18 protein-coding genes are annotated in these 20,590 nt (G+C 65.6%); 7 read left to right on the forward strand and 11 right to left on the reverse strand.

What is annotated here, in order from left to right; genetic code table 11:
* The first annotated feature begins 7 nt into the window (after positions 1-7).
* From ACOXXX_RS14840 to ACOXXX_RS14855, 4 genes are read left to right on the forward strand one after another with little or no spacing between them, the layout of a single operon-like run.
* Positions 8-1,303, forward strand: a complete 1,296-nt coding sequence (locus ACOXXX_RS14840; protein WP_422827384.1) for an aminotransferase class I/II-fold pyridoxal phosphate-dependent enzyme — start codon at positions 8-10, stop codon at positions 1,301-1,303.
* A 52-nt stretch (positions 1,304-1,355) separates the two neighbouring features.
* Positions 1,356-2,657, forward strand: coding sequence for a capsule biosynthesis protein (locus tag ACOXXX_RS14845; protein ID WP_422827385.1), 1,302 nt, complete (start codon positions 1,356-1,358; stop codon positions 2,655-2,657).
* Positions 2,654-3,913: a capsular biosynthesis protein gene (locus ACOXXX_RS14850; protein ID WP_422827386.1), complete on the forward strand. Its 1,260-nt coding sequence runs from the start codon at positions 2,654-2,656 to the stop codon at positions 3,911-3,913. Before ACOXXX_RS14845 ends, ACOXXX_RS14850 begins: the two co-directional genes overlap by 4 nt.
* Positions 3,906-5,240, forward strand: coding sequence for a protoporphyrinogen/coproporphyrinogen oxidase (locus tag ACOXXX_RS14855; protein ID WP_422827387.1), 1,335 nt, complete (start codon positions 3,906-3,908; stop codon positions 5,238-5,240). The genes ACOXXX_RS14850 and ACOXXX_RS14855 overlap by 8 nt, the downstream gene beginning before the upstream one ends.
* Before the next feature lie 108 nt (positions 5,241-5,348).
* On the opposite strand, the gene ACOXXX_RS14860 is transcribed toward ACOXXX_RS14855, so the two are convergent.
* Positions 5,349-7,301, reverse strand: coding sequence for a 3-hydroxyacyl-CoA dehydrogenase NAD-binding domain-containing protein (locus ACOXXX_RS14860; RefSeq protein ID WP_422827388.1), 1,953 nt, complete (start codon positions 7,299-7,301; stop codon positions 5,349-5,351).
* Positions 7,302-7,731: 430 nt separating this feature from the next.
* Here ACOXXX_RS14860 and paaI point away from each other — a divergent pair, with 430 nt between their 5' ends.
* The 3 genes from paaI to ACOXXX_RS14875 all read left to right on the forward strand — a co-directional run bounded on the left by paaI (position 7,732) and on the right by ACOXXX_RS14875 (position 10,184).
* Positions 7,732-8,193, forward strand: a complete 462-nt coding sequence (paaI, locus tag ACOXXX_RS14865; protein ID WP_422827479.1) for a hydroxyphenylacetyl-CoA thioesterase PaaI — start codon at positions 7,732-7,734, stop codon at positions 8,191-8,193.
* Positions 8,190-9,497, forward strand: a complete 1,308-nt coding sequence (gene paaK / locus ACOXXX_RS14870; protein ID WP_422827389.1) for a phenylacetate--CoA ligase PaaK — start codon at positions 8,190-8,192, stop codon at positions 9,495-9,497. Before paaI ends, paaK begins: the two co-directional genes overlap by 4 nt.
* Before the next feature lie 87 nt (positions 9,498-9,584).
* Positions 9,585-10,184 carry a TetR/AcrR family transcriptional regulator gene (locus tag ACOXXX_RS14875; RefSeq protein WP_422827390.1) on the forward strand — a complete coding sequence of 200 codons (600 nt, stop codon included), beginning with the start codon at positions 9,585-9,587 and terminating at the stop codon, positions 10,182-10,184.
* A 34-nt stretch (positions 10,185-10,218) separates the two neighbouring features.
* On the opposite strand, the gene paaZ is transcribed toward ACOXXX_RS14875, so the two are convergent.
* From paaZ to ACOXXX_RS14925, 10 genes are all read right to left on the reverse strand, one after another.
* Positions 10,219-12,288, reverse strand: coding sequence for a phenylacetic acid degradation bifunctional protein PaaZ (paaZ, locus tag ACOXXX_RS14880; RefSeq protein WP_422827391.1), 2,070 nt, complete (start codon positions 12,286-12,288; stop codon positions 10,219-10,221).
* An 18-nt stretch (positions 12,289-12,306) separates the two neighbouring features.
* On the reverse strand, positions 12,307-13,059 hold the full coding sequence (locus tag ACOXXX_RS14885) for a Phenylacetic acid catabolic protein (RefSeq protein WP_422827392.1): 753 nt from the start codon (positions 13,057-13,059) through the stop codon (positions 12,307-12,309).
* Positions 13,049-14,125: a 1,2-phenylacetyl-CoA epoxidase subunit PaaE gene (gene paaE / locus ACOXXX_RS14890; RefSeq protein WP_422827393.1), complete on the reverse strand. Its 1,077-nt coding sequence runs from the start codon at positions 14,123-14,125 to the stop codon at positions 13,049-13,051. Before paaE ends, ACOXXX_RS14885 begins: the two co-directional genes overlap by 11 nt.
* Positions 14,126-14,191: 66 nt before the next feature.
* A complete protein-coding gene (gene paaD, locus ACOXXX_RS14895; protein ID WP_422827394.1) occupies positions 14,192-14,713 on the reverse strand; it encodes a 1,2-phenylacetyl-CoA epoxidase subunit PaaD in 522 nt (173 codons plus the stop codon).
* 5 nt (positions 14,714-14,718) lie between these two features.
* On the reverse strand, positions 14,719-15,573 hold the full coding sequence (gene paaC, locus ACOXXX_RS14900; protein WP_422827395.1) for a 1,2-phenylacetyl-CoA epoxidase subunit PaaC: 855 nt from the start codon (positions 15,571-15,573) through the stop codon (positions 14,719-14,721).
* The gene (paaB, locus tag ACOXXX_RS14905; protein WP_148587546.1) at positions 15,573-15,860 is read right to left on the reverse strand and encodes a 1,2-phenylacetyl-CoA epoxidase subunit PaaB; all 288 of its coding nucleotides are present in this window, start codon (positions 15,858-15,860) and stop codon (positions 15,573-15,575) included. The genes paaC and paaB overlap by 1 nt, the downstream gene beginning before the upstream one ends.
* Positions 15,861-15,884: 24 nt before the next feature.
* A complete protein-coding gene (gene paaA, locus ACOXXX_RS14910; RefSeq protein ID WP_422827396.1) occupies positions 15,885-16,883 on the reverse strand; it encodes a 1,2-phenylacetyl-CoA epoxidase subunit PaaA in 999 nt (332 codons plus the stop codon).
* A 22-nt stretch (positions 16,884-16,905) separates the two neighbouring features.
* A complete protein-coding gene (gene pcaF, locus ACOXXX_RS14915; RefSeq protein WP_422827397.1) occupies positions 16,906-18,111 on the reverse strand; it encodes a 3-oxoadipyl-CoA thiolase in 1,206 nt (401 codons plus the stop codon).
* 103 nt (positions 18,112-18,214) lie between these two features.
* On the reverse strand, positions 18,215-19,114 hold the full coding sequence (locus ACOXXX_RS14920; protein ID WP_422827398.1) for a PaaX family transcriptional regulator C-terminal domain-containing protein: 900 nt from the start codon (positions 19,112-19,114) through the stop codon (positions 18,215-18,217).
* Between the two features lie 192 nt (positions 19,115-19,306).
* Positions 19,307-20,590, reverse strand: coding sequence for an aspartate aminotransferase family protein (locus ACOXXX_RS14925; protein WP_422827399.1), 1,284 nt, complete (start codon positions 20,588-20,590; stop codon positions 19,307-19,309).

Genomic DNA, 20,590 nt, shown 5'->3' on the forward strand with positions numbered 1-20,590 from the left:
AACCGGGATGGAGAAAGATCACAAAGCGACCCTGCTGCGAAAGCTTCGCCAGATCAACGAAACCCTGGCCGTGGCCGAGGCGCGCCCGAAACCGGCCGCGGCACCGCGTCGGGTGCCGTTCGACTTTGCCACGCACGAGAAATTCTCGGAAATCTCCCTGGCCCGACAGGCCGGCGCGTTTCTGGGTGTCGAGTCGCCCTTCTTTCGCAACGCCCGTGCCGCGGACGGCACGCGGATCCTGATCGGCGACACCTGGGTCGAGAACTTCGCCGCCTACGATTACCTCGGGCTCAACACCTGTGACGCCGTCAGGGCCGCTGCGGCGGCGGCCGCCCGGGAATGGGGCGTGTCGGCGACGGCGTCCCGTCTGGTCGGGGGAGAGCGGTCGCTGCATTCCCGTCTGGAGGAAAAGCTGGCGGCCTTTCTTGGCACAGACGCGGCGCTGACCTTTGTTTCGGGCCACGCGACGAACGTGGCGGTCCTGCGCACGTTGCTGGGTCCGCGCGACCTCGTCCTGGTGGATGCGCTTGCCCATAATTCGATCTTCGAAGGGATCAGGGCGTCGGGCGCCGCGCACCTCACCTTTCCGCACAACGACTGGCAGTGGGTCGATGACCAGCTCGAAACCAGGCGGCACAGCTACGACAACGTTCTCATCGCGATCGAGGGGCTATATTCCATGGACGGCGACGCGCCGGATCTGGCGAAGTTCGTGGAGGTGAAGTTTCGCCACGAGGCCTGGCTTCTGTTGGACGAGGCGCATTCACTGGGCGTGCTCGGCGATACCGGGCGCGGCATTGCCGAAGAGCAGGGCATCGACCGGTCGGCCATCGATGTGACCATGGGCACCCTTTCAAAGACCTTTGCGTCCTGCGGCGGTCTCGTGGCCGGGTCCACGGCGCTGACCGACCTTCTGCGCTATCACGCGCCGGGATTCGTCTATTCCGTCGGGCTGTCGCTGCCCAATACTGCAGCCGCCCTGGCGGCGGTCGAAACGCTGGCGCGTGAACCCGAAAGGGTCGGACGGCTGCGCGAGTTGTCGCGCCATTTCAGACGCAAAGCGACCGACCTGGGCCTCGACTGCGGATTGTCGGACGGGTTTGCCATCGCCCCGATCATCATCGGCGACTCCCTCAAGGCGACGAAGATGTCGAACGCGCTACTGGAGAAGGGGTTCAACGTCCTCCCGGTGATCGCCCCGGCGGTGCCGGAAAAATCGGCGCGCCTGCGGATATTCCTCACCCAGGATCACGGGCGGGGCGTCATTGACCAGCTTCTTGACGCAGTGGCAGAGCTTTCGTGAACGGTTTCGTATTCGTCCCCCAGGCCCCTTTCTGTCCGCCTCCCGGTCGGCCATGACATCGCCGGTCCGCGCCTTTCTATTCCTGCAATCGCATCCGTCCTTTTTCGGACGCGCGGTGATCCGCGACATGCGCGCAAAGGGACAGACCTGCCACGTCGTCAACCTCACCTTCGGCGACTGGTTTTTCCGAATGGGCATCGGCGCCGTCAATTACCGCGGGTCGCTTGCGAACTGGCGCGCATGGCTGGGCGGGTTTCTGGAACGGTACGGGATCACCGACATCGTCTATTACGCCGATCAGCGCCCCTATCATCGCATCGCGAGCGAGGTCGCCGAAGGTCGCGGCATCGCCTGCTACGCCTATGAATTCGGATACCTCCGGCCCGATTTCATCACCCTGGAGCGCACCGGGATGGGCGTCCGGTCGCATTTTCCCGCCGATCCAAAGGTGATCGAGGATCTGGCCGCCAAGGTCGATCACGCCGAACCGGACGGGCATTATCCCTACGGGTTCAGCGACGAAGCCCCGACGGAGGTGTTTTATCATCTCGGATCATGGCTGCTGTCCTTTCTCTATCCCGGGTACGTGCGCGACCGGCGGTTCAATCCCGTGACTGAATATCTGAGCTATCTTCCCAAGCTGGCGTTTCGCAAAGGCCGCGCGCGGCACGCCCGGGCGGTGACCGACCAACTTTGCCGGCAGGACACGCCGTTCAACCTGGTGCTGCTGCAGATGCAGGGCGATTACCAGGTCCGGTGGGCGACGCGGTACGAAAGCCTCGACCAGTTCGCCACTGACGTGATCACGAGCTTCTGCGTGCATGCCCCGCCCGACCGGCACCTGGTCTTCAAGTTGCATCCGCTGGAAAACGGGCTGCGGGATTGGGCCGGTCTGATCCGAAAAACCGCCGCACGGCTCGGCCTGCCGGACAGGGTCCACGTGATCGACGGCGGCGACCTCATCCAACTGATCGACAGGTGCGAGGGCGTGGTCACGATGAACAGCACCGCCGGTCTGACGGCCCTGCAGCGGGGTGCGGCGGTCTGCACGATGGGCATCGCGGTCTACGACATGCCCCGCATGACACACCAGACGGGTCTGGACGCGTTCTGGACCGATCCGCAGCCGCCTGTGCCGTCGACCGTGGCCGCGTTCCGGCGGCTGCTTATCGCCGCGATCCAGATCAAGGGAAATTTTCTCACCCCTTCCGGGCGGGCACGTGCGGTCCCGGAGTTTTCCCGTCGCCTGATCGAAAGAGACGTGAACCGCCACGGCTGCTTCGTCACCCCTCCGCCTCGGCTGGCCCGCGCCCACGCCATGGGTGTGCCGACCCTGCCGGAGTGGGGCACTTGACCGCGGCGCCCACCGTCCTAATGCTGCAAGGGCCGCTAGGGCCGCTCTATGGTCAGATTGCGGGGCATCTCAGAACCGCGGGCTGCAACGTCCTGCGTGTGCAGTTCAGCGGCAACGACGTCGCCGACTGGCCGCATGCGGGCGCGTTGGAATTCACGCAACCGTTCTCTGATTGGGAGCGTTTTCTGGACACCACCATTGCACCGCTTGGCGTCGATGTGATGCTGCTGCATGGGGACAGGCGCCCCTATCACCGGGTCGCCACGGACTGGGCGCGCCGCCGCGGCATCGCGGTTTTCGTGTCAGAGCTGGGGTACATGCGCCCCGACTGGATGATCCTCGAACGTGACGGCGTGTCCGCCCTGTCGCGGTTTCCGTCCGATCCTGCCCGTATCCGCCAGATCGCAGCCGAAAGCCCGGACATCGACCTTGCGCCGCGCTGGACGTCGCGCATATGGCCGCGCGTTGTGGGCGAGCTTCGGTTTTCGCTCTTCAACACCCTCTACGCCCGCCGTTTCCCGCACTACCAAAGCCACCGCGATCAATCCGCCTGGCGGGTCTATCCGGGCTGGGTCTTCGGACAGGTTCGAAGGCGGTTCAGACAAATTCATCCACTGCCGACCGCACCATACTATGTCTTCGCCCTGCAGTTGGACGGGGATTACCAGATCCGGGATCACTCCCCTTACGACGACGTTCGGGACAGCATCGTGGCCGTCGCCAGATCCTTTGCAGCGCATGCCCCCCGCAAAGCGACGCTGGTCATCAAACCCCATCCGCACAGCTTCGCTATTGGCCGGGTCAGGGCGACGCTCAGGCAGGTGTGCCAGCGGTTCGGGCTGGACGGGCGCCTGCGGATGATCAAGGGGGCGACAGTCGCGGAGCTTTGCAACGGGGCGGCGGGATTCGTCAGCGTGAACAGCTCTGCCGGGTTCGAGGCGCTTGACGCAAGCTGCCCGACCCATGCGATCATGCCGACGCTCTACGACGTGCCCGGCCTGACCCATCAGGGGGATCTCGATGCCTTCTGGGCAGCGCCTCGGCAGTCTGACAAGGACCTGTTTTCCGACCTGGTGAAGGCCATCTGCCACACCGTGCAGGTGCGCGGCACGATCTACCACCCCGACGGCTGCCGACACGCCGCCGCCGCGATGGCCCGGCGGATGATCGAATGGACAGCCAAACGCCCCACGGCAACCCCGCCGGACCCCGCGCGCCTGATCAAGGCCGCCGACATGGGGGTGCGCTATGACTGACCCGGTGATCGTGATCGGGGCCGGCATCTCTGGCCTGGCCGCCGCGACGGCGCTGCGGAAACGCGGCCGCGCGGTTCAGGTCATCGAGACGTCGGACCGGCCCGGCGGGCGCGCCGTCACCATCCCGAGGCCGGACGGAAGCGGCGACCGCGTCGACGTCGGAACGCAGTATTTCCATTCCAACTACTCTCGCGGCAAGGCCCTTTTGAAAGACGCGGGCGTCACCTGGCGGCGGCTGCGGGGCGGCACGTATTTTTTCGACGACCTTCACCCCGCGGGCGGTTTTTCCACCGGGCATCGGTTTCCCGTCATCCGCTCGATCGGCCTGCGCGGCAACGTCGCCTTGTTCGCGCGCGGCCTTGCCCGCATGCTGCGGCATCCGATCCATCCCTACGCGGTGACATCCTACCCCGGGCCGGACAGTCTGACGGCGTTGGAGGCCGTCACCGATCCGGTCGAACGGGCCTACACCCTGCGGGCGCTGATCTCTGTCGGGGCCCTGGTCGAACCCGAAGGCCAGCCGGGGTTCGACATCTCCTACCTGCATCTGGTCCGGCTGATGCGGATCATCCTGATGACCGACTACCTCGTGCTCGACGACGGGATGGCGGCGGTGCACACGGCGCTCGCCGGCCGGTTGGACGTGTCCTATGCGACCCGGGCGCAGGGGCTGCTGTGCAAAGGTAGCGAGGACGGGCCGGTCACGGGTGTCGTGCTCACCGACGGGCGTGTCCTGCGCGCCTCTGCCGTTGTGGCCGCCGTCCCGCCGCAGGCATTGGCCGAGCTCCTCCCGCGGGACTGGACGTCGGAACAGGCGTTTCTGCGCGACATTCCGCATCCGCCCGGGGTGATCGTGACGCTGTTTCTCGACCGGCCCCTGAAGGGGCGGTGCTGGTCCTTCGTCTTTCCACATGACCCGGCGCGGCTGGTGAGCTTTTGCGTCGACGCCGCGCGGAAATCCCCCGCCATGGTCCCCAGCCGCCGGTCGGCGCTGCAAGCCTGGATCTGCTGGCCCAAAGCGGGCGATGTCGCCGCGACGACGGACCCCGACCTCGTGCGCCGCGTCATCGCAGAGCTTTCGTCCTTCTTTCCCAAGCTTGCCGATAGGGTCGACAGCAGCGACGTCACGCGGCACGCGCAGGCCGTGCCGCAATGCCTGCCCGGCCATTCCGAACGCGCGCAGCAATTCCTTGCCGCGATGGACAGGCGTGACGGCTTGGAGGTCTGCGGCGACTTCCTGTCCGGCGGCTATGTGGAAAGCGCGCTGGCCAGCACGGAGCGCGCCGTCGCCCGCGTCTTGGCGCAAGCCCCGAACCGCCGTATCTGAAAGGAAGGCCGGGCCATCCCGAAACCGGCGAGGTCTTCCCGGAGGTCTGACCTTGATCCCCACCTTTTGACCAAGACAGGCAAACGCCCTCCGCGCGTCCGATCCGCGTTACTCATCCGTACCGCTGGTCCTTGAGGAGAACATCGGGCCACCCTTCCAGCGCGGGAAACCGTAGCCGTGGATTTCGACCAGATCGATGTCTTCGGGCTTTTGCGCGATGCCTTCGGACAGGATCGCCTGCCCTTCCGCTGCCATGGTGCCGACCAGATGGCGCGCGATGTCTTTGCGGGCCATCGCCCCGGGTGCGGCAGCGGTAATACATTGCGCAAGCAGCTTCGCCACGCGGTCCGACGGGTGTGGTGTCCCGTCGCCCTCCGCATAGTCGTACCAGCCGCCGCCGGTCTTCTGCCCCTTGCGCCCGGCCCGGACAAGGATGTCGGCCAGGGTCTCGGGCACATCCTCGCCAGCGGCGCGTGCGCCTTCGCGCTGCAGAAAGGCGATGTCGAGCCCGCCCAGATCCTGCGCCTCGAACGGTCCCATCCGGAACCCGTAGTCGCGCATCGCGGCGTCGACCTCGGCAATCGCCACTCCTTTTGTCACCAGGTCCTCTGCCTCGGCGCGGTAGCGTTTGAGGATGCGATTGCCGATGAACCCTTCGCAGATGCCGGCCTGCACCGGGATCTTGTTCAACGCGCGGGCAAGGGCAAATCCGGTGGCCAGCACGTCCGGCGCGGTATCGGGGGTGGGCACGATTTCCAGCAGCTTCATGATGTGGGCCGGGCTGAAGAAATGCAGACCGATGAATCGGTCGGGGTTGGGCAGCCCCTCGGCAATCGCGCGGGGATCGATGTACGAGGTGTTGGTCGCCAGCACCGCATCGGCGCGGCAGACCCGGCCCAGCTCGGCAAAGACCGCGCGCTTGACCTCGAGGTCCTCGAACACCGCCTCGATCACCAGATCGGCCCTGGCAAGGTCGCCATAGTCGGTGCTGCCGCGCACACCTGACATGCGGTCGGTCCTGGCGTCGGTGGTCAACTTTCCGCGTTTCACCGCGCCGTCGAAAATCCTGCCGACGGCCTCTAGACCGCGTTCCACGGCATCCCGGTCGCGTTCGATCACGACGACCTGCAAACCGGCCTCGCGACAGGCGGCGGCGATGCTGGCTCCCATGGTTCCGCCGCCGATCACCCCGACGGTCCTGACGTCGCGGGGCGGGATGTCCCTGAGGGGCGCGGGCTTCGGCGCGGCGCGTTCGGCGAAAAAGACGTGGCGCAGCGCGGCTGCCTCGTCCGAATCGCGCAACTCGATGAAGGTGTCCCGTTCGTAAGCCATCGCCGCGTCAAAGGTGTTCTCGGTCGCGAAACGGATGCTGTCGAGCGCGCGCAGCGGCGCCTGATAGCCGGCCTTAGCCGCGCTCTTGCGCGCCGCCTGCCAGAACGTGTCGGGCATCGGTTCCAGCGAACGATCGGACACACGCTCTGGCAGGTCCGACCCGAGCGCCTCTCGGGCAAAGCCGATGGCCGCGGATTCGAGGTCGACGCCGACGACCAGATCCACCAGCCCCGCATCCAGCGCCGTCGAGGCCGAGATGGGTTTGCCGCCGGTCGCCAGATCGACAGCCGCCGCCACCCCCGCCAGTCGGGGTGTGCGCACGGTGCCCGACGCGCCGGGGATGAGGCCCAGATTGACCTCGGGCAGGCCGACCTTGGCGCTGCCCAGCGCCACGCGGAAGCGGCAGCCCATGGCGATCTCCAGCCCGCCGCCCAGCGCCGTGCCGTGAATGGCCGCGACCCAGGGCTTTTGCGCCGCCTCGATCCGGGCGACCACGTCGGGCAGGTGCGGCTCGACCAATGGTTTGCCGAACTCGCGCACGTCGGCGCCCGCGATGAACGTGCGCCCCGCGCAGATCAGCACCACGGCGCGGACGGATGCGTCGGCATCCAGTTGCGCCACCAGATCCCACAGCCCCTTGCGCACCTCGGCGGACAAAGCGTTGACGGGCGGGTTGTCCAGAGTGACGACGGCGATGTCGCCGTCATGGCGCAGGGTCAGAGGTGTCATGTTCGGACTCCCAAGTAGTCTCTTCGATTGTGCGGCTTGACGATCCTGCGCGTGCCACCGCGAGTCTGCGCGACCCGCAGGACCCTGGCAAGACGCACAACACGATCGGTGCCACCGCTGCCCGGATGGCAGTCTGCACGGCGCTTCCGCAAGGTCCCTTGGCAGGTGATCGGATCTGTCATGGTGGCTCCCCAAGCATATTCAGTATCATTGACCGTCCGGTCGGTTTATGCAACAAGTAATCTCGGAGGCGCCTGGAGGAGCGTCGGGAGAATGACATGACGACACCGCAGACCGTACCTTCGGCCCTTTGGTCGGACGCTCAAGACCTGACGCTGAACCGGCCGGATGCGCCAAGGGCGGATGGACCGCTCCTGAGAAACGACCATCCATCGTTAGGGGGACATAAGCCATGACCGGCACCAACGATATGAGCCCGCAAGACCTGGCCGAGGCCTGCGCCAACGAAATGTGGACCTCCGACAGCGCCTCGCAACGGCTGGGCATGACGCTGAGGCACATCGCCCCCGGCGAGGCGACGCTGGGGATGGAGCTGACGTCGGACATGACCAACGGACACGGCAACGCGCATGGCGGCTATCTTTTCACGCTGGCCGACAGCGCCTTTGCCTTTGCCTGCAACACCTACAACGCCGTCACCGTCGCGCAGCATTGTTCGGTCACCTACATCACCCCCGGCACGCTGGGGGACAGCCTGACCGCCACCGCGCGCGAGGTGTCGCGCAAAGGCCGGTCGGGCATCTACGATGTGACGGTCACCCGGGAGGACGGGACCGTCATCGCCGAATTCCGCGGCCATTCGCGGTCGCTTGGCACGCCCATGCTGTCCGGGACCGCCCGGACATCTGATCATGAAGGGAGGAACCCATGACAGACCTGACGCCCACGAAGGGCTCGCTCGACCCGATCGAGATTGCCAGCCGGGACGAGATTTCCGCGCTTCAGGAAAAGCGCATGGCCTGGTCGCTGCGCCACGCCTACGACAACTCCCCCTTCTATCGCACGCAATTCGACGCGCACGGCGCGCATCCCGACGATTTCAAGACGCTCGCGGACCTCGCCAAATTTCCCTTCACGCTCAAGCAGGATCTGCGCGACACCTACCCCTTCGGCATGTTCACCGTCCCGCGCGAGGAACTGGTGCGCGTGCACGCCTCTTCCGGGACGACCGGCAAGCCCACGGTTGTCGGCTATACCCAAACGGACGTCGACAACTGGGCCGATTGCGTGGCGCGGTCGATCCGCGCCGCGGGCGGGCGCAAGGGCGACATCTGCCACGTGGCTTACGGCTATGGCCTTTTCACCGGCGGGCTGGGGGCGCATTACGGCGCGGAACGCCTCGGTTGCACCGTGGTCCCGATCTCGGGCGGGATGACCGAACGGCAGGTCACGCTGATCCAGGATTTCGGGCCACAGATCATCATGGTCACGCCGTCCTACATGCTTTCGATCCTCGATGAGTTTCGCCGCAAGGGCATTGATCCGCAGCAAAGCTCACTGCGTGTCGGGATCTTCGGGGCGGAGCCCTGGACCAACGCCATGCGCGCAGAGATCGAAGCGGCCTTCGACATGCACGCGGTCGATATCTATGGCCTGTCGGAAGTGATGGGCCCTGGCGTGGCGCAGGAATGTGTGGAGACGAAGGACGGCCTGCACGTCTGGGAGGATCACTTCTATCCCGAAATCATCGACCCGACGACCGGCGACGTGCTGCCCGATGGCGAGATGGGCGAACTCGTGTTCACGACGCTCACCAAGGAAGGCCTGCCCATGGTGCGCTACCGCACCCGCGACCTGACCCGCATCCTGCCCGGTACCGCGCGGTCGATGCGGCGCATCGAAAAGATCACCGGCCGCAGCGACGACATGATCATTCTGCGCGGCGTCAACGTTTTTCCCACCCAGATCGAGGAACAGATCCTCAAGTGCGACGGCCTCGCCCCGCATTTCCAGATCGAACTGACGCGCGAGGATCGGCTGGACGTCATGACGGTGCATGTGGAATGCACCCCGGCCCGGGCCGACACCGATGCCCGCGCCGCCTCGGCCAAGGAACTGTCGCATCACATCAAGTCGGTGGTCGGCGTATCGACCCGCATCAAGGTGCACGATCCCGAAGGCGTTGCACGGTCCGAAGGCAAGGCCAAGCGCGTGGTGGACAACCGCCGCGTCTGAGCGGTCATCCGGGTGGGAACATCAGGTCCGGTAGCCACGCGGGCAGCAACCGTCCAGCCGCCGGACAAGCAAGAAACGAAGGTATCCATGGCCAGAACGCGCGCCAGCGACTTTGAGGAAAAGCAGCACAGCCTGCTTCTGACCGCCGCGAATGTCTTCGCGACGCAGGGCATGGAAAAAGCCTCCATGTCGCAGATCGCGTCAGAGGCCGGCGTGTCGAAATCGCTGCTCTACCACTACTATCCGTCAAAGGGCGCGCTGATCTTCGCGATCATCAAGACCCATCTCGAAGAGGTGGACACCGGACTGGAAGACGCCAGGGACGCGGCGCTGCCGCCGCGCGAGCAGCTTGAACGGCTGGTGATGACCGTGCTGGAGGCCTACAAGGGCGCCGACGATCAGCACAAGGTGCAGCTGAATGCCGGTCCGGCCCTGTCGGACGACCAGAAGGCCGAGATCACCCAGATCGAGCGCCGCATCGTGAAGCATTTCTCTGACGTCATCGCCCGCTTGCACCCGCACCTCAACAGCCCCGAACGGCCGCTGCTGATGCCGGTGACGATGTCGCTTTTCGGGATGATGAATTGGGTCTACATGTGGTTCCGCGACGGCGGAAAGATCAGCCGCGACGACTATGCCCGCCTGGCGACGACGCTGCTCCTCGACGGGATCACGGGCCTGAGATAGCGGCCGCGCGCATCCCGGAACCGCGAAGCCGTAGCTACGCCTCTTCCGGCAACGGCCAGCTTTTGGCGACCATCGTCAGCACGTCGTACTGCGCGACGACCTCGTCGTGCTGGTTGGTGACGCGGCAATCCCAGCGCACTTCGCCGTAGACCGTGCCTTCGCGTGGATTGATCTCTTTGCAGGTCAGTTGCACCTGAAGACTGTCGCCGAAATAGACCGGCGTGAGGAAGCGCAGGTTGTCGACGCCGTAATTCGCCAGCACCGGACCGGGATCGGGTTGTACGAACAGACCCGCCGCGAAGGACGCGATGAGGTAGCCATGCACCACGCGATCCTCGAAGAACGGGTTCGCCTTGGCGGCGTCGCTGTCCATGTGGGCATAGAAGGTGTCGCCGGTGAACTCTGCGAAATGCTCCACGTCCTCCTGGCTGACCACACGGGCATCGGTGGTCAGTTGGTCGCCGATGCGCAGCTCTGCCAGCGATTTGCGGAAGGGATGCGTGCCCTGTTCTGCCGGCGCGCCGGACACCCAGTTGCCTGTCACCGCCGACAAAAGCCGAGGCGTCCCCTGCACGGCGGTGCGCATCATGAAGTGCTTGACCCCGCGCATGCCGCCCATCTCCTCGCCACCGCCCGCGCGGCCCGGTCCGCCGTGCACCAGCGGTGCAAGAGGCGCGCCATGGCCGGTAGAGCTTTTCGCGCTGTCGCGGTTGCCCAGCATCACGCGCCCGTGGAAGGGCGCGATGCCCAGAACCAGCTCTGCCGCGACAGCATTGTCGTTGGTGAAGACCGAGGAGACAAGCGACCCCTTGCCTTTCATCGCCAGGGTGATCGCCTCTTCCAATCCGTCGTAGCCCATGACCGTGGCGACCGGGCCGAAGGCCTCGACCTCGTGCGGGGCGCAAGCGGTCATCGGGGCGGCGCAGCGCAGCAGAACCGGGTTCAGGAACGCGCCCCTTTCAGCGTCGCCGGAAAGGACGTCGACCGTGTTGGGATCGCCAAAGACGATTTCGGCCTCGCGGGCAATCTCGGCGATCTTCTCGCGCACACCGTCGCGGTCACCGAGGGACGCCAGCGCGCCCAGCCGCGTGTCCTTTGCATCGGGCAGGCCCGCCGGGGTTTTCGCCAGCCGTTCCGACAGCGCTGCGATGACGTCACCCTCCAGCGCTTTCGGGACGATGACACGCCGGATCGCCGTGCATTTCTGCCCGGCCTTGGCGGTCATCTCGCGATGCACTTCACGCACGAAAAGATCGAATTCCGGTGTATCGGGTCCCGCATCGGGACCGAGGATGGCGGCGTTCAGGCTGTCCGCCTCCATCGTGAAGCGGACGGCGTTTTCGACGATCGCGGGTTGCGATTTCAGCTTGCGGCCTGTCGCAGCGGAGCCGGTAAAAGTGACAACATCCTGCCCTGTGACATGGTCGAGCATGTCGCCCACCCCGCCGCAGACAAGCTGCAGCGCGCCGTCGGGCAGGATGCCCATGTCTAGAATGCGCCGCACCACCAGCTCGGTCAGATAGGCGGTCGAGGACGCGGGCTTTACCAGGCACGGCATCCCGGCGATCAGCGCCGGCGCGATCTTCTCCAGCATCCCCCAGACCGGGAAGTTGAAGGCGTTGATGTGGATCGCGATGCCCCGCATCGGCACGAGGATGTGCTGGCCGACGAAGCTGCCATCCTTCGACAAAGGCTCGACCGCGCCTTCTGGAATAACCTTGGCGTTCGGCAATTCGCGCCGCGCCATCGACGCGAAGGTCAGCAGCGTGCCGATCCCACCATCGATATCGGGCCAAGCGTCCTTGGGCGTGGCCCCGGTGGACAGGCTTTCGGCGTGGAACGCGTCCTTCATCTCCAACAGCTTGAGACCGATGGATTTCAGCATCAGCGCACGTTCATGGACCGTATGCGCGCGCAGGGCCGCGCCGCCCACTTCGCGCCCCCAGACCAGTGCGCCCGCAAAATCCAGCCCCTCGGAGCCGATATAGGCATGAACTTCGCCTGTCGCGGCATTGGCCAGCGGCTTGCCCGCGCCTTCGCCAGCGCGCCAGGCTCCGTGCACATAGCTTTCGAGGCGGCGCGCGGTGCGTCCGGTATCCAGCATCTGCTCGTCCCTTTCCGTTCAGTTCAGACCAAGCGCAGAGAGCGTCTGTTCCGCCTCGGCGCGCCACGCGCTGCGCAGGGTTTCATTGTCGGTGCGGCGCAGGCCCATCGCCTTGAGCCGTTCAAACCGGTCGGACTGGGCCGGACCAAAGGTTTCGGCCACGCGCGGCATCCAGTAGGCGACCGACGCCTTCGCCGCGTCGGGCGCGCCGATCCGTTCCAGCCCTTCCAGCCCCAGTTCCATGTGCCGCCGTTCGCGCGGCAGCAGGCCACGCAGCACGTCCGCGAGCGGCTGGTAGGAACACTGGGTCAACTCACCCAGCGCATGCTGCGTCGCCTGCCCCATCAGCACGTTCATCACAACCGCATCGGTCCAGCCGGTCAGCGGATAGTGAAAGACCGACAGGCGCATGTCCCCGCCGTGGCGCCTGGCCTCGAGCGTGCTGTCGCGGGGTTCGCGCGCCGACCAGTCATGCGCGCGGTCGTAAAGGGTCTTGTCCGTGCCGAATCCCTCCATCAGGTCCAGCACCCGCTCGGCGTGGTCGGCTTTTTCCAGTGTGATGCGGCTGGCGGCAATGCGCGACTTGATGCCCGGCGCCCAGTTGATCGCGGCGGCGAACCCCGCCGAAGCGGCCAGCTGGCTGTCGACAAAGGAGGACATCAGCCGCAAAAGCTCACCGCGGTAGCGCGGCGGCACGTTTTCGGGCGAGGTCAGCTTGCCCCCCTGCGCGAGGTAATCGGCAAAGGTCATGGTGTCGAAATCATTCGTCATAGCTCAGCACCACCCTGTCAGAAAGCGGGACGCACTGGCACGACAGCACATAGCCCGCCCGCACCTCGTAATCCTCGAGCGCGTGGTTGATCTCCATCTCCACCTCGCCTTCCAGCACTTTGGCGCGGCAGGTGGAACAGACACCCGCCTTGCAGGAATATGGCGCGTCCAGGTTGTGACCCAGCGCGGCGTCCAGCACCGCAGTGCCATCCTTGGGCATGCGGAAGTTGCGCGTCGCCCCGTCGAGCGTCACCGACACCTCGCAGGTATTGCCCGCAGTCGCCGCCTGTTTCGAGATCACGCGTTTCTTCACGCGGCCCGGCTGGGACGAGGCGAAAAGCTCGAACTTGATCTGCGCGTCGCTCAGCCCCGCCTGGCGCAGGCTTTCGGCGATGGTCAGCATCATCGGCTCGGGTCCGCAGATGAACGCGGTGTCGACGCTTTCCGCGTCGATCCAGAGTCGGAACAGCATCTCCATCTTCTCGGCGTCGATGCGGCCGGTGAACAGGTCGATCTCCTGCCCTTCGCTGCCAAGAATGTGGATCACCGAAAACCGCCCGAGGTAGGTGTTCTTGAGATCCTCCAGCTCTTCGCGGAACATGATCGAACTGACCTGCCGGTTGGCGTAGACCAGCGTAAAGGTGGCGTCGGGTTCCCGCGCCAGCGTGGTCTTGATGATCGACAGCAGCGGTGTGATGCCCGAGCCGCCGGCAAAGCCGAGATAGGTTCTGGCGCTGTCGGGGTCGATCTGAGTGAAGAACCGGCCCTGCGGCACCATCGCGTCCAGAGTGTCGCCGGCTTTCAGCTCTTCATTGGCCCAGGTCGAAAAGGCCCCACCCTCGACCCGCTTGATCCCGACCTTCAGGCATCCCTCGCCCACGCCGGCGCAGATCGAATAGGACCGGCGCAGTTCTTCCCCGTCGAAGTCGCGGCGAAAGGTCAGGTACTGACCTTGGGTGAAGTCGAACTGCGCCGCTTCTTCGTCACGCGGCCTGAGCGTGACCACCACCGCGTCGCGGGTATCGCGGCGCACTTCGGTCACTTCGAGCGGGTGGAAACGGGGCATGTCAGTCCTCCTGATGTCTGGACATGGACGCATCTGGGGCAGCGCCCCGCCGGGGCACCGAAACGCCTAGTGGCACTTGAAATAATCGAAGGGTTCCAGGCAGTCGCGACAACGATAGCTGGCCTTGCACGGGGTCGAGCCGTACTGGCTTACCCGCTCGGTCTGGTTCGATCCGCAGCGCGGGCAGGCGATCACCAGGTTCGACCGGCCCGACAACCGCGCCGCACGACCCGCCGTCATCCCGTCGGACGCAGTGCCATCCACCGGCGGCGCGATGCCATAGGCGCGTAGCTTGTCGCGGCCCGCCTCCGTCACCCAATCGGTCGTCCAGGGCGGCGACAGGCGGCGTTCAAGCCGCAAGGCGCCGATGCCCTTTTCACGCAGGTGAGTTTCGATCATCAGGTCGATCACGGCGGTGGCGGGGCAGCCGGAATAGGTCGGCGTGACCGCCACGACCAGCGTCCCCCCATCCCACCGGACCTCGCGCACGATGCCCAGATCGGTGACCGACACCACGGGAATTTCGGGGTCCGGCACCTCGGCGAGCCAATCCCAGACCTCTTGCGTTGATGGCAGGACCTGCGTCATCGGATCTACCAGCTCGCGCCCGGATAAGCGCGCTGCAGAAACTGCATTTCCGCCAGGATATAGCCCAGATGTTCGGTGTGCCGCCCCTGCTTGCCGCCTTTCTGCGCGTCGAAACGCTGCTCGGGCTTGTTCAATGTCGCCTCTGCCAGCACCTCATCGACGGTCTGCCGCCAGCGCGGCAGAAGGTCAGACAGCGCGGGTGCAATCCCGGCCCCGGCCACCGCGTCGTCGACCGCATCCGCCGCGAACATCTCGCCCGTGTAGGGCCAAAGCCGATCCAGCGCCGCCTGCATGCGGGTGTGGCTCTCTTCGGTGCCGTCACCCAGCCGAACCACGAGGTCGGACGAGCGCTCAAGATGATAAGACACCTCCTTCAGCGCCTTGGCGGCGATCTCGGCCACGCGCGGACTTGAGGAATCTCTAAGCGCCGTCAGCAGCTCGAAATGGAAGACATCGAACAGGAATTCGCGCATCAGGGTCACGGCCATGTCGCCATTGGGCAGTTCGACCAGCTTGAGATTGCGGAACTTCAGCGTGTCGCGCAGGTACGCCAGATCATCGGCGCTGCGCCCCGCTCCCTCGACCTCGGCCGCCAGACCCAGCCACATCTGCGTGTGCCCGATCAGGTCCAGCGCGGTGTTGGCCAGCGCGATGTCCTCCTCCAGCGCGGGACCGTGCCCGCACCATTCCGAGATGCGGTGACCAAGGATCAGGGCATTGTCCCCCAACCGGCAAAGCCAGTCGAAGAAGGCCGGTTGCAGGTCGACATCCGCGACATGCGGGTCATGGGTCTGATGGGCGGCGGCCTCTTGAGCGAGCGCTTCGGCATCGGGAGTTGCGGCGTCGGGAAGCGACGGCATCACATGTGCCCCACTTCGTCGGGAATGTCGTAGAAGGTCGGGTGACGATACACCTTGCTCTCGGCCGGGTCGTACATCGGCCCTTTCTCCGAGGGGCTCGACGCCGTGATCTGCGCGCTCGGCACGACCCAGATCGACACCCCTTCCTTGCGGCGGGTATAGACGTCGCGCGCGTTGCGGATCGCCATTTCGGCATCCGGCGCGTGCAGCGATCCGACATGCCTGTGGTTCAGCCCGTGCTGGCCCCGGATGAAGATCTCCCACAGCGGCCATTCTTTTTTGCTCATGTCATCTCCTCCCTAAGCGTCCGATCACTCGGCGGCCATCGCCCCATTGGCGCGGCGCGCGGCGGCCTTGTCGGCATAGGCGGTCAGCCCATCGCGGAACCACGCGCCGTCGTCCCAGGCTTTCTGGCGCGCGGCCAGGCGCTCTTCGTTGCAGGGGCCGTTGCCCTTGATCACTTCGAAGAACTCGGACCAGTCCGGCTCGGCAAAATCATATCCGCCCTTCTCCTCGTTCCAGGTCAGGGTCTCGTCCGGGACAGTCAGGCCAAGGTATTCGGCCTGCGGCACGGTTTCGTCGACGAATTTCTGACGCAGTTCGTCATTGGTGTTCATCTTGATCTTCCACGCCATCGACTGCGCGGAATGCACCGAGTCCTTGTCGGATGGCCCGAACATCATCAGCGCGGGGAACCAGAAACGGTTGAGTGCGTCCTGCGCCATTTCCTTCTGCTCGGGCGTGCCGTTCGCCATCTTCATCATCACCGCATAGCCCTGCCGCTGGTGAAAGCTTTCCTCTTTGCAGATCCGGACCATCGCGCGGGCGTAAGGCCCGTAGGAGGTGCGCTGCAACGGCACTTGGTTCATGATCGCCGCCCCGTCGACCAGCCAGCCGACCGCGCCCATGTCTGCCCATGTCAGGGTCGGGTAATTGAAGATCGACGAATATTTCATTTCGCCCGACAGCAGCTTTTCGGTCAGCTGATCGCGGGTGACACCCAGCGTTTCGGCGGCGGAATAGAGATAGAGCCCGTGGCCCGCCTCGTCCTGCACCTTTGCCAGCAGGATCGCCTTGCGCTCCAGCGTGGGGGCGCGGGTGATCCAGTTGCCCTCGGGCAACTGGCCGACGATTTCGGAATGGGCGTGCTGGCCGATCTGGCGGATCAGTGTCTTGCGATAGCCCTCGGGCATCCATTCCTTCGGCTCGATCTTCTCGTTCCGGTCGACCCGCTCCTGAAAGGCGCGTTCCTCGGGGCTCATCTCTTCAAGAGATTTCATGCCGTCCGATTTCACCATCTGTGCATACATGATCTTTCCTCCCGAAGGTAATCTAGGTCCGTTCCAGAATCATGGCGATCCCCTGCCCTACGCCCACACACATCGTGCAGAGCGCATAGCGCCCGCCGGAGCGATGCAATTGCCGCGTCGCAGTCAGCACAAGTCGTGCGCCCGACATGCCCAGCGGGTGGCCCAAGGCGATGGCGCCACCATTGGCGTTCACGTGCGGCGCGTCGTCGGGCAGCCCCAGTTCGCGCAGCACGGCCAGGCCTTGCGCTGCGAAGGCTTCGTTCAACTCGATAACGTCCATCTGATCCAGCATCAGTCCCGCGCGGTCGAGCACCTTGCGCATGGCCGGCACCGGGCCGATACCCATGATCCGGGGCGCGACCCCCGCCGCCGCCATGGCGACGATGCGGGCCTGCGGGGTCAGGCCGTTCTTCTGCGCCGCCGCCTCGGATGCGACGATCGCCGCCGCGGCCCCGTCGTTCACGCCCGACGCGTTGCCCGCCGTGACCGTCAGGTCAGGGCCGTTGACGCCGCGCAGGCGGGCAAGGTCTTCGGCGGTGGTGCCCGGGCGGGGATGTTCGTCGGTGTCGACGACCTTCGGATCCCCCTTGCGTTGCGGGATCGTCACGGGGACGATCTCTTCGGCGAAGATGCCCGCCTTTTGCGCCGCCTCCCACCGTTCCTGAGACCGCGCGGCAAAGGCATCCTGATCGGCGCGGCTGATGCCGTAGTCCTCGGCCACGTTGTCGGCGGTTTCGGGCATCGAATGGGTGCCAAAGGCCTTGTCCAGCTTCGGGTTCTTGAACCGCCAGCCGATCGTCGTGTCATACATTTCGGCATTGCGCGAAAAGGCCTGCATCGCCTTTGCGACGACGAAGGGCGCGCGGCTCATGCTTTCCACCCCACCGGCAAGCAGAAGCTCGCCGTCCCCCGCGCGGATCGTGCGCGCGGCAAGACCGATCGCATCCATGCCCGACCCGCACAGCCGATTGACCGTGGTGCCGGGCACCGCGACCGGCAAACCCGCCAGCAGCCCGGCCATGCGTGCGACGTTGCGGTTGTCCTCGCCCGCCTGGTTGGCGCAGCCAAGGATGATATCATCCGTGCTTTCCCAGTCGACCGCGCCGTTGCGTGTCGCCAGCGCGGCCAGTGGGGCGGCAGCCAGGTCGTCTGCCCGCACGCCCGAAAGCGCGCCGCCGTAGCGACCGATCGGCGTTCGCACCGCGTCACAAATGAAGGCTTCGGCCATCCGTGTCGTCTCCCTCAGTCTCTGGCCGGCGACCCGCAAAGATCGACCGTTCGGTCAGGGTATTACCACGCAATGCAGCACATGTTAAATGGAAACTTAGGCATCACTGTAATGTTTCATCGGTCAGGCCGTCAGGCCCCCAATCCGCCGCCTCCCGCTCCAGTCGGAACAAGCGCCGCTGCGTCTCGGGGTTGGCGGCAGGCAAAGGCCCGTCGTCATTGAGAAAATGGTCGCCCACATAGCTGTCTGCCAGACCGGAGAGGCCAAGGTAGCCGGTCACGAACAGCCGCCGCGCCCGGTCTGCGGGCCAATCCGCCGGACAGGCGGCACGTGGCAATCGTGGATCGGCAAGCGCCGCGTGGCGGTAATCATGCACCAGACGCAGCCGCAGGGCGAGCGCCTCTTCTGCCAACAGGGTCGAATCAGTCGCGATGCGCGCTGGCAACCCGCGGTGACGGTCCAGAAACGCGGCATAGGCACTGGCAACCTCGTCAAGGCGCCACTTTTCCCGCGCGAGCGATCGTAAATCGCCGTATCCCTCAAGCTGTTTCGCCCGCATGATCACGCCCTCCATCGGCGCCAGATCCTCCCGGTTCGGGGCGAGCGCAACGGTCGGTGACAGGCGGATCCAGGCGGCGGGAAGCTCCTGCTCCCGCGCGACCTCGGTCAGGCAGAACAGCCAGTCTTCGGTGGCAGGCGGCGGTTGAAACAGCAGGCGCGCGGCCTCGCGAAACTCGGCCCGGGCGCGCTCCGACAGGCGGTAATAGCTCTTGCGCCCGATCCGCACCCCTTCAAGGTTCCCCGACGCCACAAGCCGCGACACCGCCGTGCGGACAAGCGTCTCGTTCAACCCGTGTCTGGCACAGCACTCGATCACCGTGCCGATCCAAAGCACACCGCCCCGCGGTTCGACCACGTCGCCATAGAGCGTCACGATGAACGCAGGCGCGCGCGGCACCTCGGCCAGCGGCGTAGCCTGTGACACTTCTGATCGCACGGTCATCGCATGCTCCCAACCCCGGACGGTCTGCCAGCGAGCAGACCTTGAGTCAGCGTAGCGCACCTGACCTGTCACGACAAATGCGAAACGCCCTTATTTTCGTGCCGCTTTCGAGGCCACCGCCCCTAAGCGAACGAAGAGCGCCGCCGCCCTGACAAAAAGCGTGGTCTTGAGAGCGGTCCTTTGGCTCGTGGCTCAGCCCATCTCTGCCAGCGCGGCGGCGGCTGCTTTGACCGCCGCGTCCGTCAGGGCAAGATCCTCCTCGGTCAGGGCAAGGCTGGGGTAGGTTTTTCCCGGTGACTTGAAAACGCCGTGCCGCCGCAATGTATCGTTCCAGACCTTGGCCCGCCCGGCGTCGCCCACCTGCACGGCCCTGTAGTCGCGCGGATCCTGCGCGGTGAACACGACCTCGAACAGCGTCGCGTCACCCACGATGCGGTACGGAATGCCTGTGGGATCCAGCGCGGCGCCGATCAGTCCCGCCACCCTGTCGCCCAATGCGCGCAGCCGCGGATATTGCCCGTCGCGGCGCAGGATTTCGAGGCTCTTGAGCCCCGCCGCCGCCGCAACCGGATTGCCCGAAAGCGTCCCCATCTGCATGAGCCACCGGTCTTCGCCAACCGCGGCCTTGTCGAAATGCGCCATGATATCGGCCCGGCCCACCGTCGCGGCAAGAGGAAAGCCGCCGCCGATCACCTTGCCCAGCGTGCAGAGGTCCGGCGTAACCCCGTAGTGTTCCTGGGCACCGCCATAGGCAAAGCGAAAACCGGTCACCACCTCGTCGAAGATCAGCACGATGCCGTAGCGGTCGCATTCGGCGCGCAGCATCTGCAGGAACCCCGGCTGGGGCGGGATGATGCGTTGCAGCGGCTCCACGATCAGGCCTGCGATCTGGCCGTCGTATTCGGCCAGAAGCGAGCGGATGTAATCGGCGTCGTTGAAGGGCGCGATCAACATTTCGTCGGCCACGCTGCGGGGGATGCCCGCGCTGTCGGGAACGGCCTGCGGAAAGTTCTCGCGGCGCGCGGGGGCCAGGCTCATCTGCGCCTCGGCGGACATGCCGTGATAGCCGCCTTCGAACTTCACGATCCTGTCGCGCCCGGTAAAGGCACGCGCCAGGCGCATGGCGTACATGTCCGCCTCACCGCCTGACGAGACATAGCGCAGCTGTTCGGCACAGGGGACGGCGCGACAGATCTCCTCGGCCAGTTCGATGCCCAGCGCGTTGTTGGCAAAGAAGGTCTGGCCTCTGGGAAGCTGTTCCAACACGGCCTCCAGCACCTCGGGATGGCCGTGGCCCAGCAGCATCGGGCCGGACCCGATCAGGTAGTCGACATATTCGCGGCCGTCCTCGTTCCAGACCCGCGCGCCGCGCCCTTCGCTGATCACGATTCCGGGGTCGAAATTGCCGAAACCGCCGCCGGGCAGTACGGCGCGGGCGCGGTCGGTCCAGTCGGCTTGGCTGTGGTGTCTGTTCAT

Origin of the sequence: Thalassococcus sp. BH17M4-6 (genome assembly GCF_049323015.1) — a bacterium.
Taxonomy (GTDB): domain Bacteria; phylum Pseudomonadota; class Alphaproteobacteria; order Rhodobacterales; family Rhodobacteraceae; genus Puniceibacterium.

Excerpts from the sequence above, each read along its gene's own strand:
- ACOXXX_RS14840 (WP_422827384.1), top strand. The coding sequence starts at position 8 with ATGGAGAAAGATCACAAAGCGACCCTGCTGCGAAAGCTTCGCCAGATC.
- ACOXXX_RS14845 (WP_422827385.1), top strand. The coding sequence starts at position 1,356 with ATGACATCGCCGGTCCGCGCCTTTCTATTCCTGCAATCGCATCCGTCC.
- ACOXXX_RS14855 (WP_422827387.1), top strand. The coding sequence starts at position 3,906 with ATGACTGACCCGGTGATCGTGATCGGGGCCGGCATCTCTGGCCTGGCC.
- ACOXXX_RS14860 (WP_422827388.1), bottom strand. The coding sequence starts at position 7,301 with ATGACACCTCTGACCCTGCGCCATGACGGCGACATCGCCGTCGTCACT.
- paaI (WP_422827479.1), top strand. The coding sequence starts at position 7,732 with ATGAGCCCGCAAGACCTGGCCGAGGCCTGCGCCAACGAAATGTGGACC.
- paaK (WP_422827389.1), top strand. The coding sequence starts at position 8,190 with ATGACAGACCTGACGCCCACGAAGGGCTCGCTCGACCCGATCGAGATT.
- ACOXXX_RS14875 (WP_422827390.1), top strand. The coding sequence starts at position 9,585 with ATGGCCAGAACGCGCGCCAGCGACTTTGAGGAAAAGCAGCACAGCCTG.
- paaZ (WP_422827391.1), bottom strand. The coding sequence starts at position 12,288 with ATGCTGGATACCGGACGCACCGCGCGCCGCCTCGAAAGCTATGTGCAC.
- ACOXXX_RS14885 (WP_422827392.1), bottom strand. The coding sequence starts at position 13,059 with ATGACGAATGATTTCGACACCATGACCTTTGCCGATTACCTCGCGCAG.
- paaE (WP_422827393.1), bottom strand. The coding sequence starts at position 14,125 with ATGCCCCGTTTCCACCCGCTCGAAGTGACCGAAGTGCGCCGCGATACC.
- paaD (WP_422827394.1), bottom strand. The coding sequence starts at position 14,713 with ATGACGCAGGTCCTGCCATCAACGCAAGAGGTCTGGGATTGGCTCGCC.
- paaC (WP_422827395.1), bottom strand. The coding sequence starts at position 15,573 with ATGCCGTCGCTTCCCGACGCCGCAACTCCCGATGCCGAAGCGCTCGCT.
- paaB (WP_148587546.1), bottom strand. The coding sequence starts at position 15,860 with ATGAGCAAAAAAGAATGGCCGCTGTGGGAGATCTTCATCCGGGGCCAG.
- paaA (WP_422827396.1), bottom strand. The coding sequence starts at position 16,883 with ATGTATGCACAGATGGTGAAATCGGACGGCATGAAATCTCTTGAAGAG.
- pcaF (WP_422827397.1), bottom strand. The coding sequence starts at position 18,111 with ATGGCCGAAGCCTTCATTTGTGACGCGGTGCGAACGCCGATCGGTCGC.
- ACOXXX_RS14920 (WP_422827398.1), bottom strand. The coding sequence starts at position 19,114 with ATGACCGTGCGATCAGAAGTGTCACAGGCTACGCCGCTGGCCGAGGTG.
- ACOXXX_RS14925 (WP_422827399.1), bottom strand. The coding sequence starts at position 20,590 with ATGAACAGACACCACAGCCAAGCCGACTGGACCGACCGCGCCCGCGCC.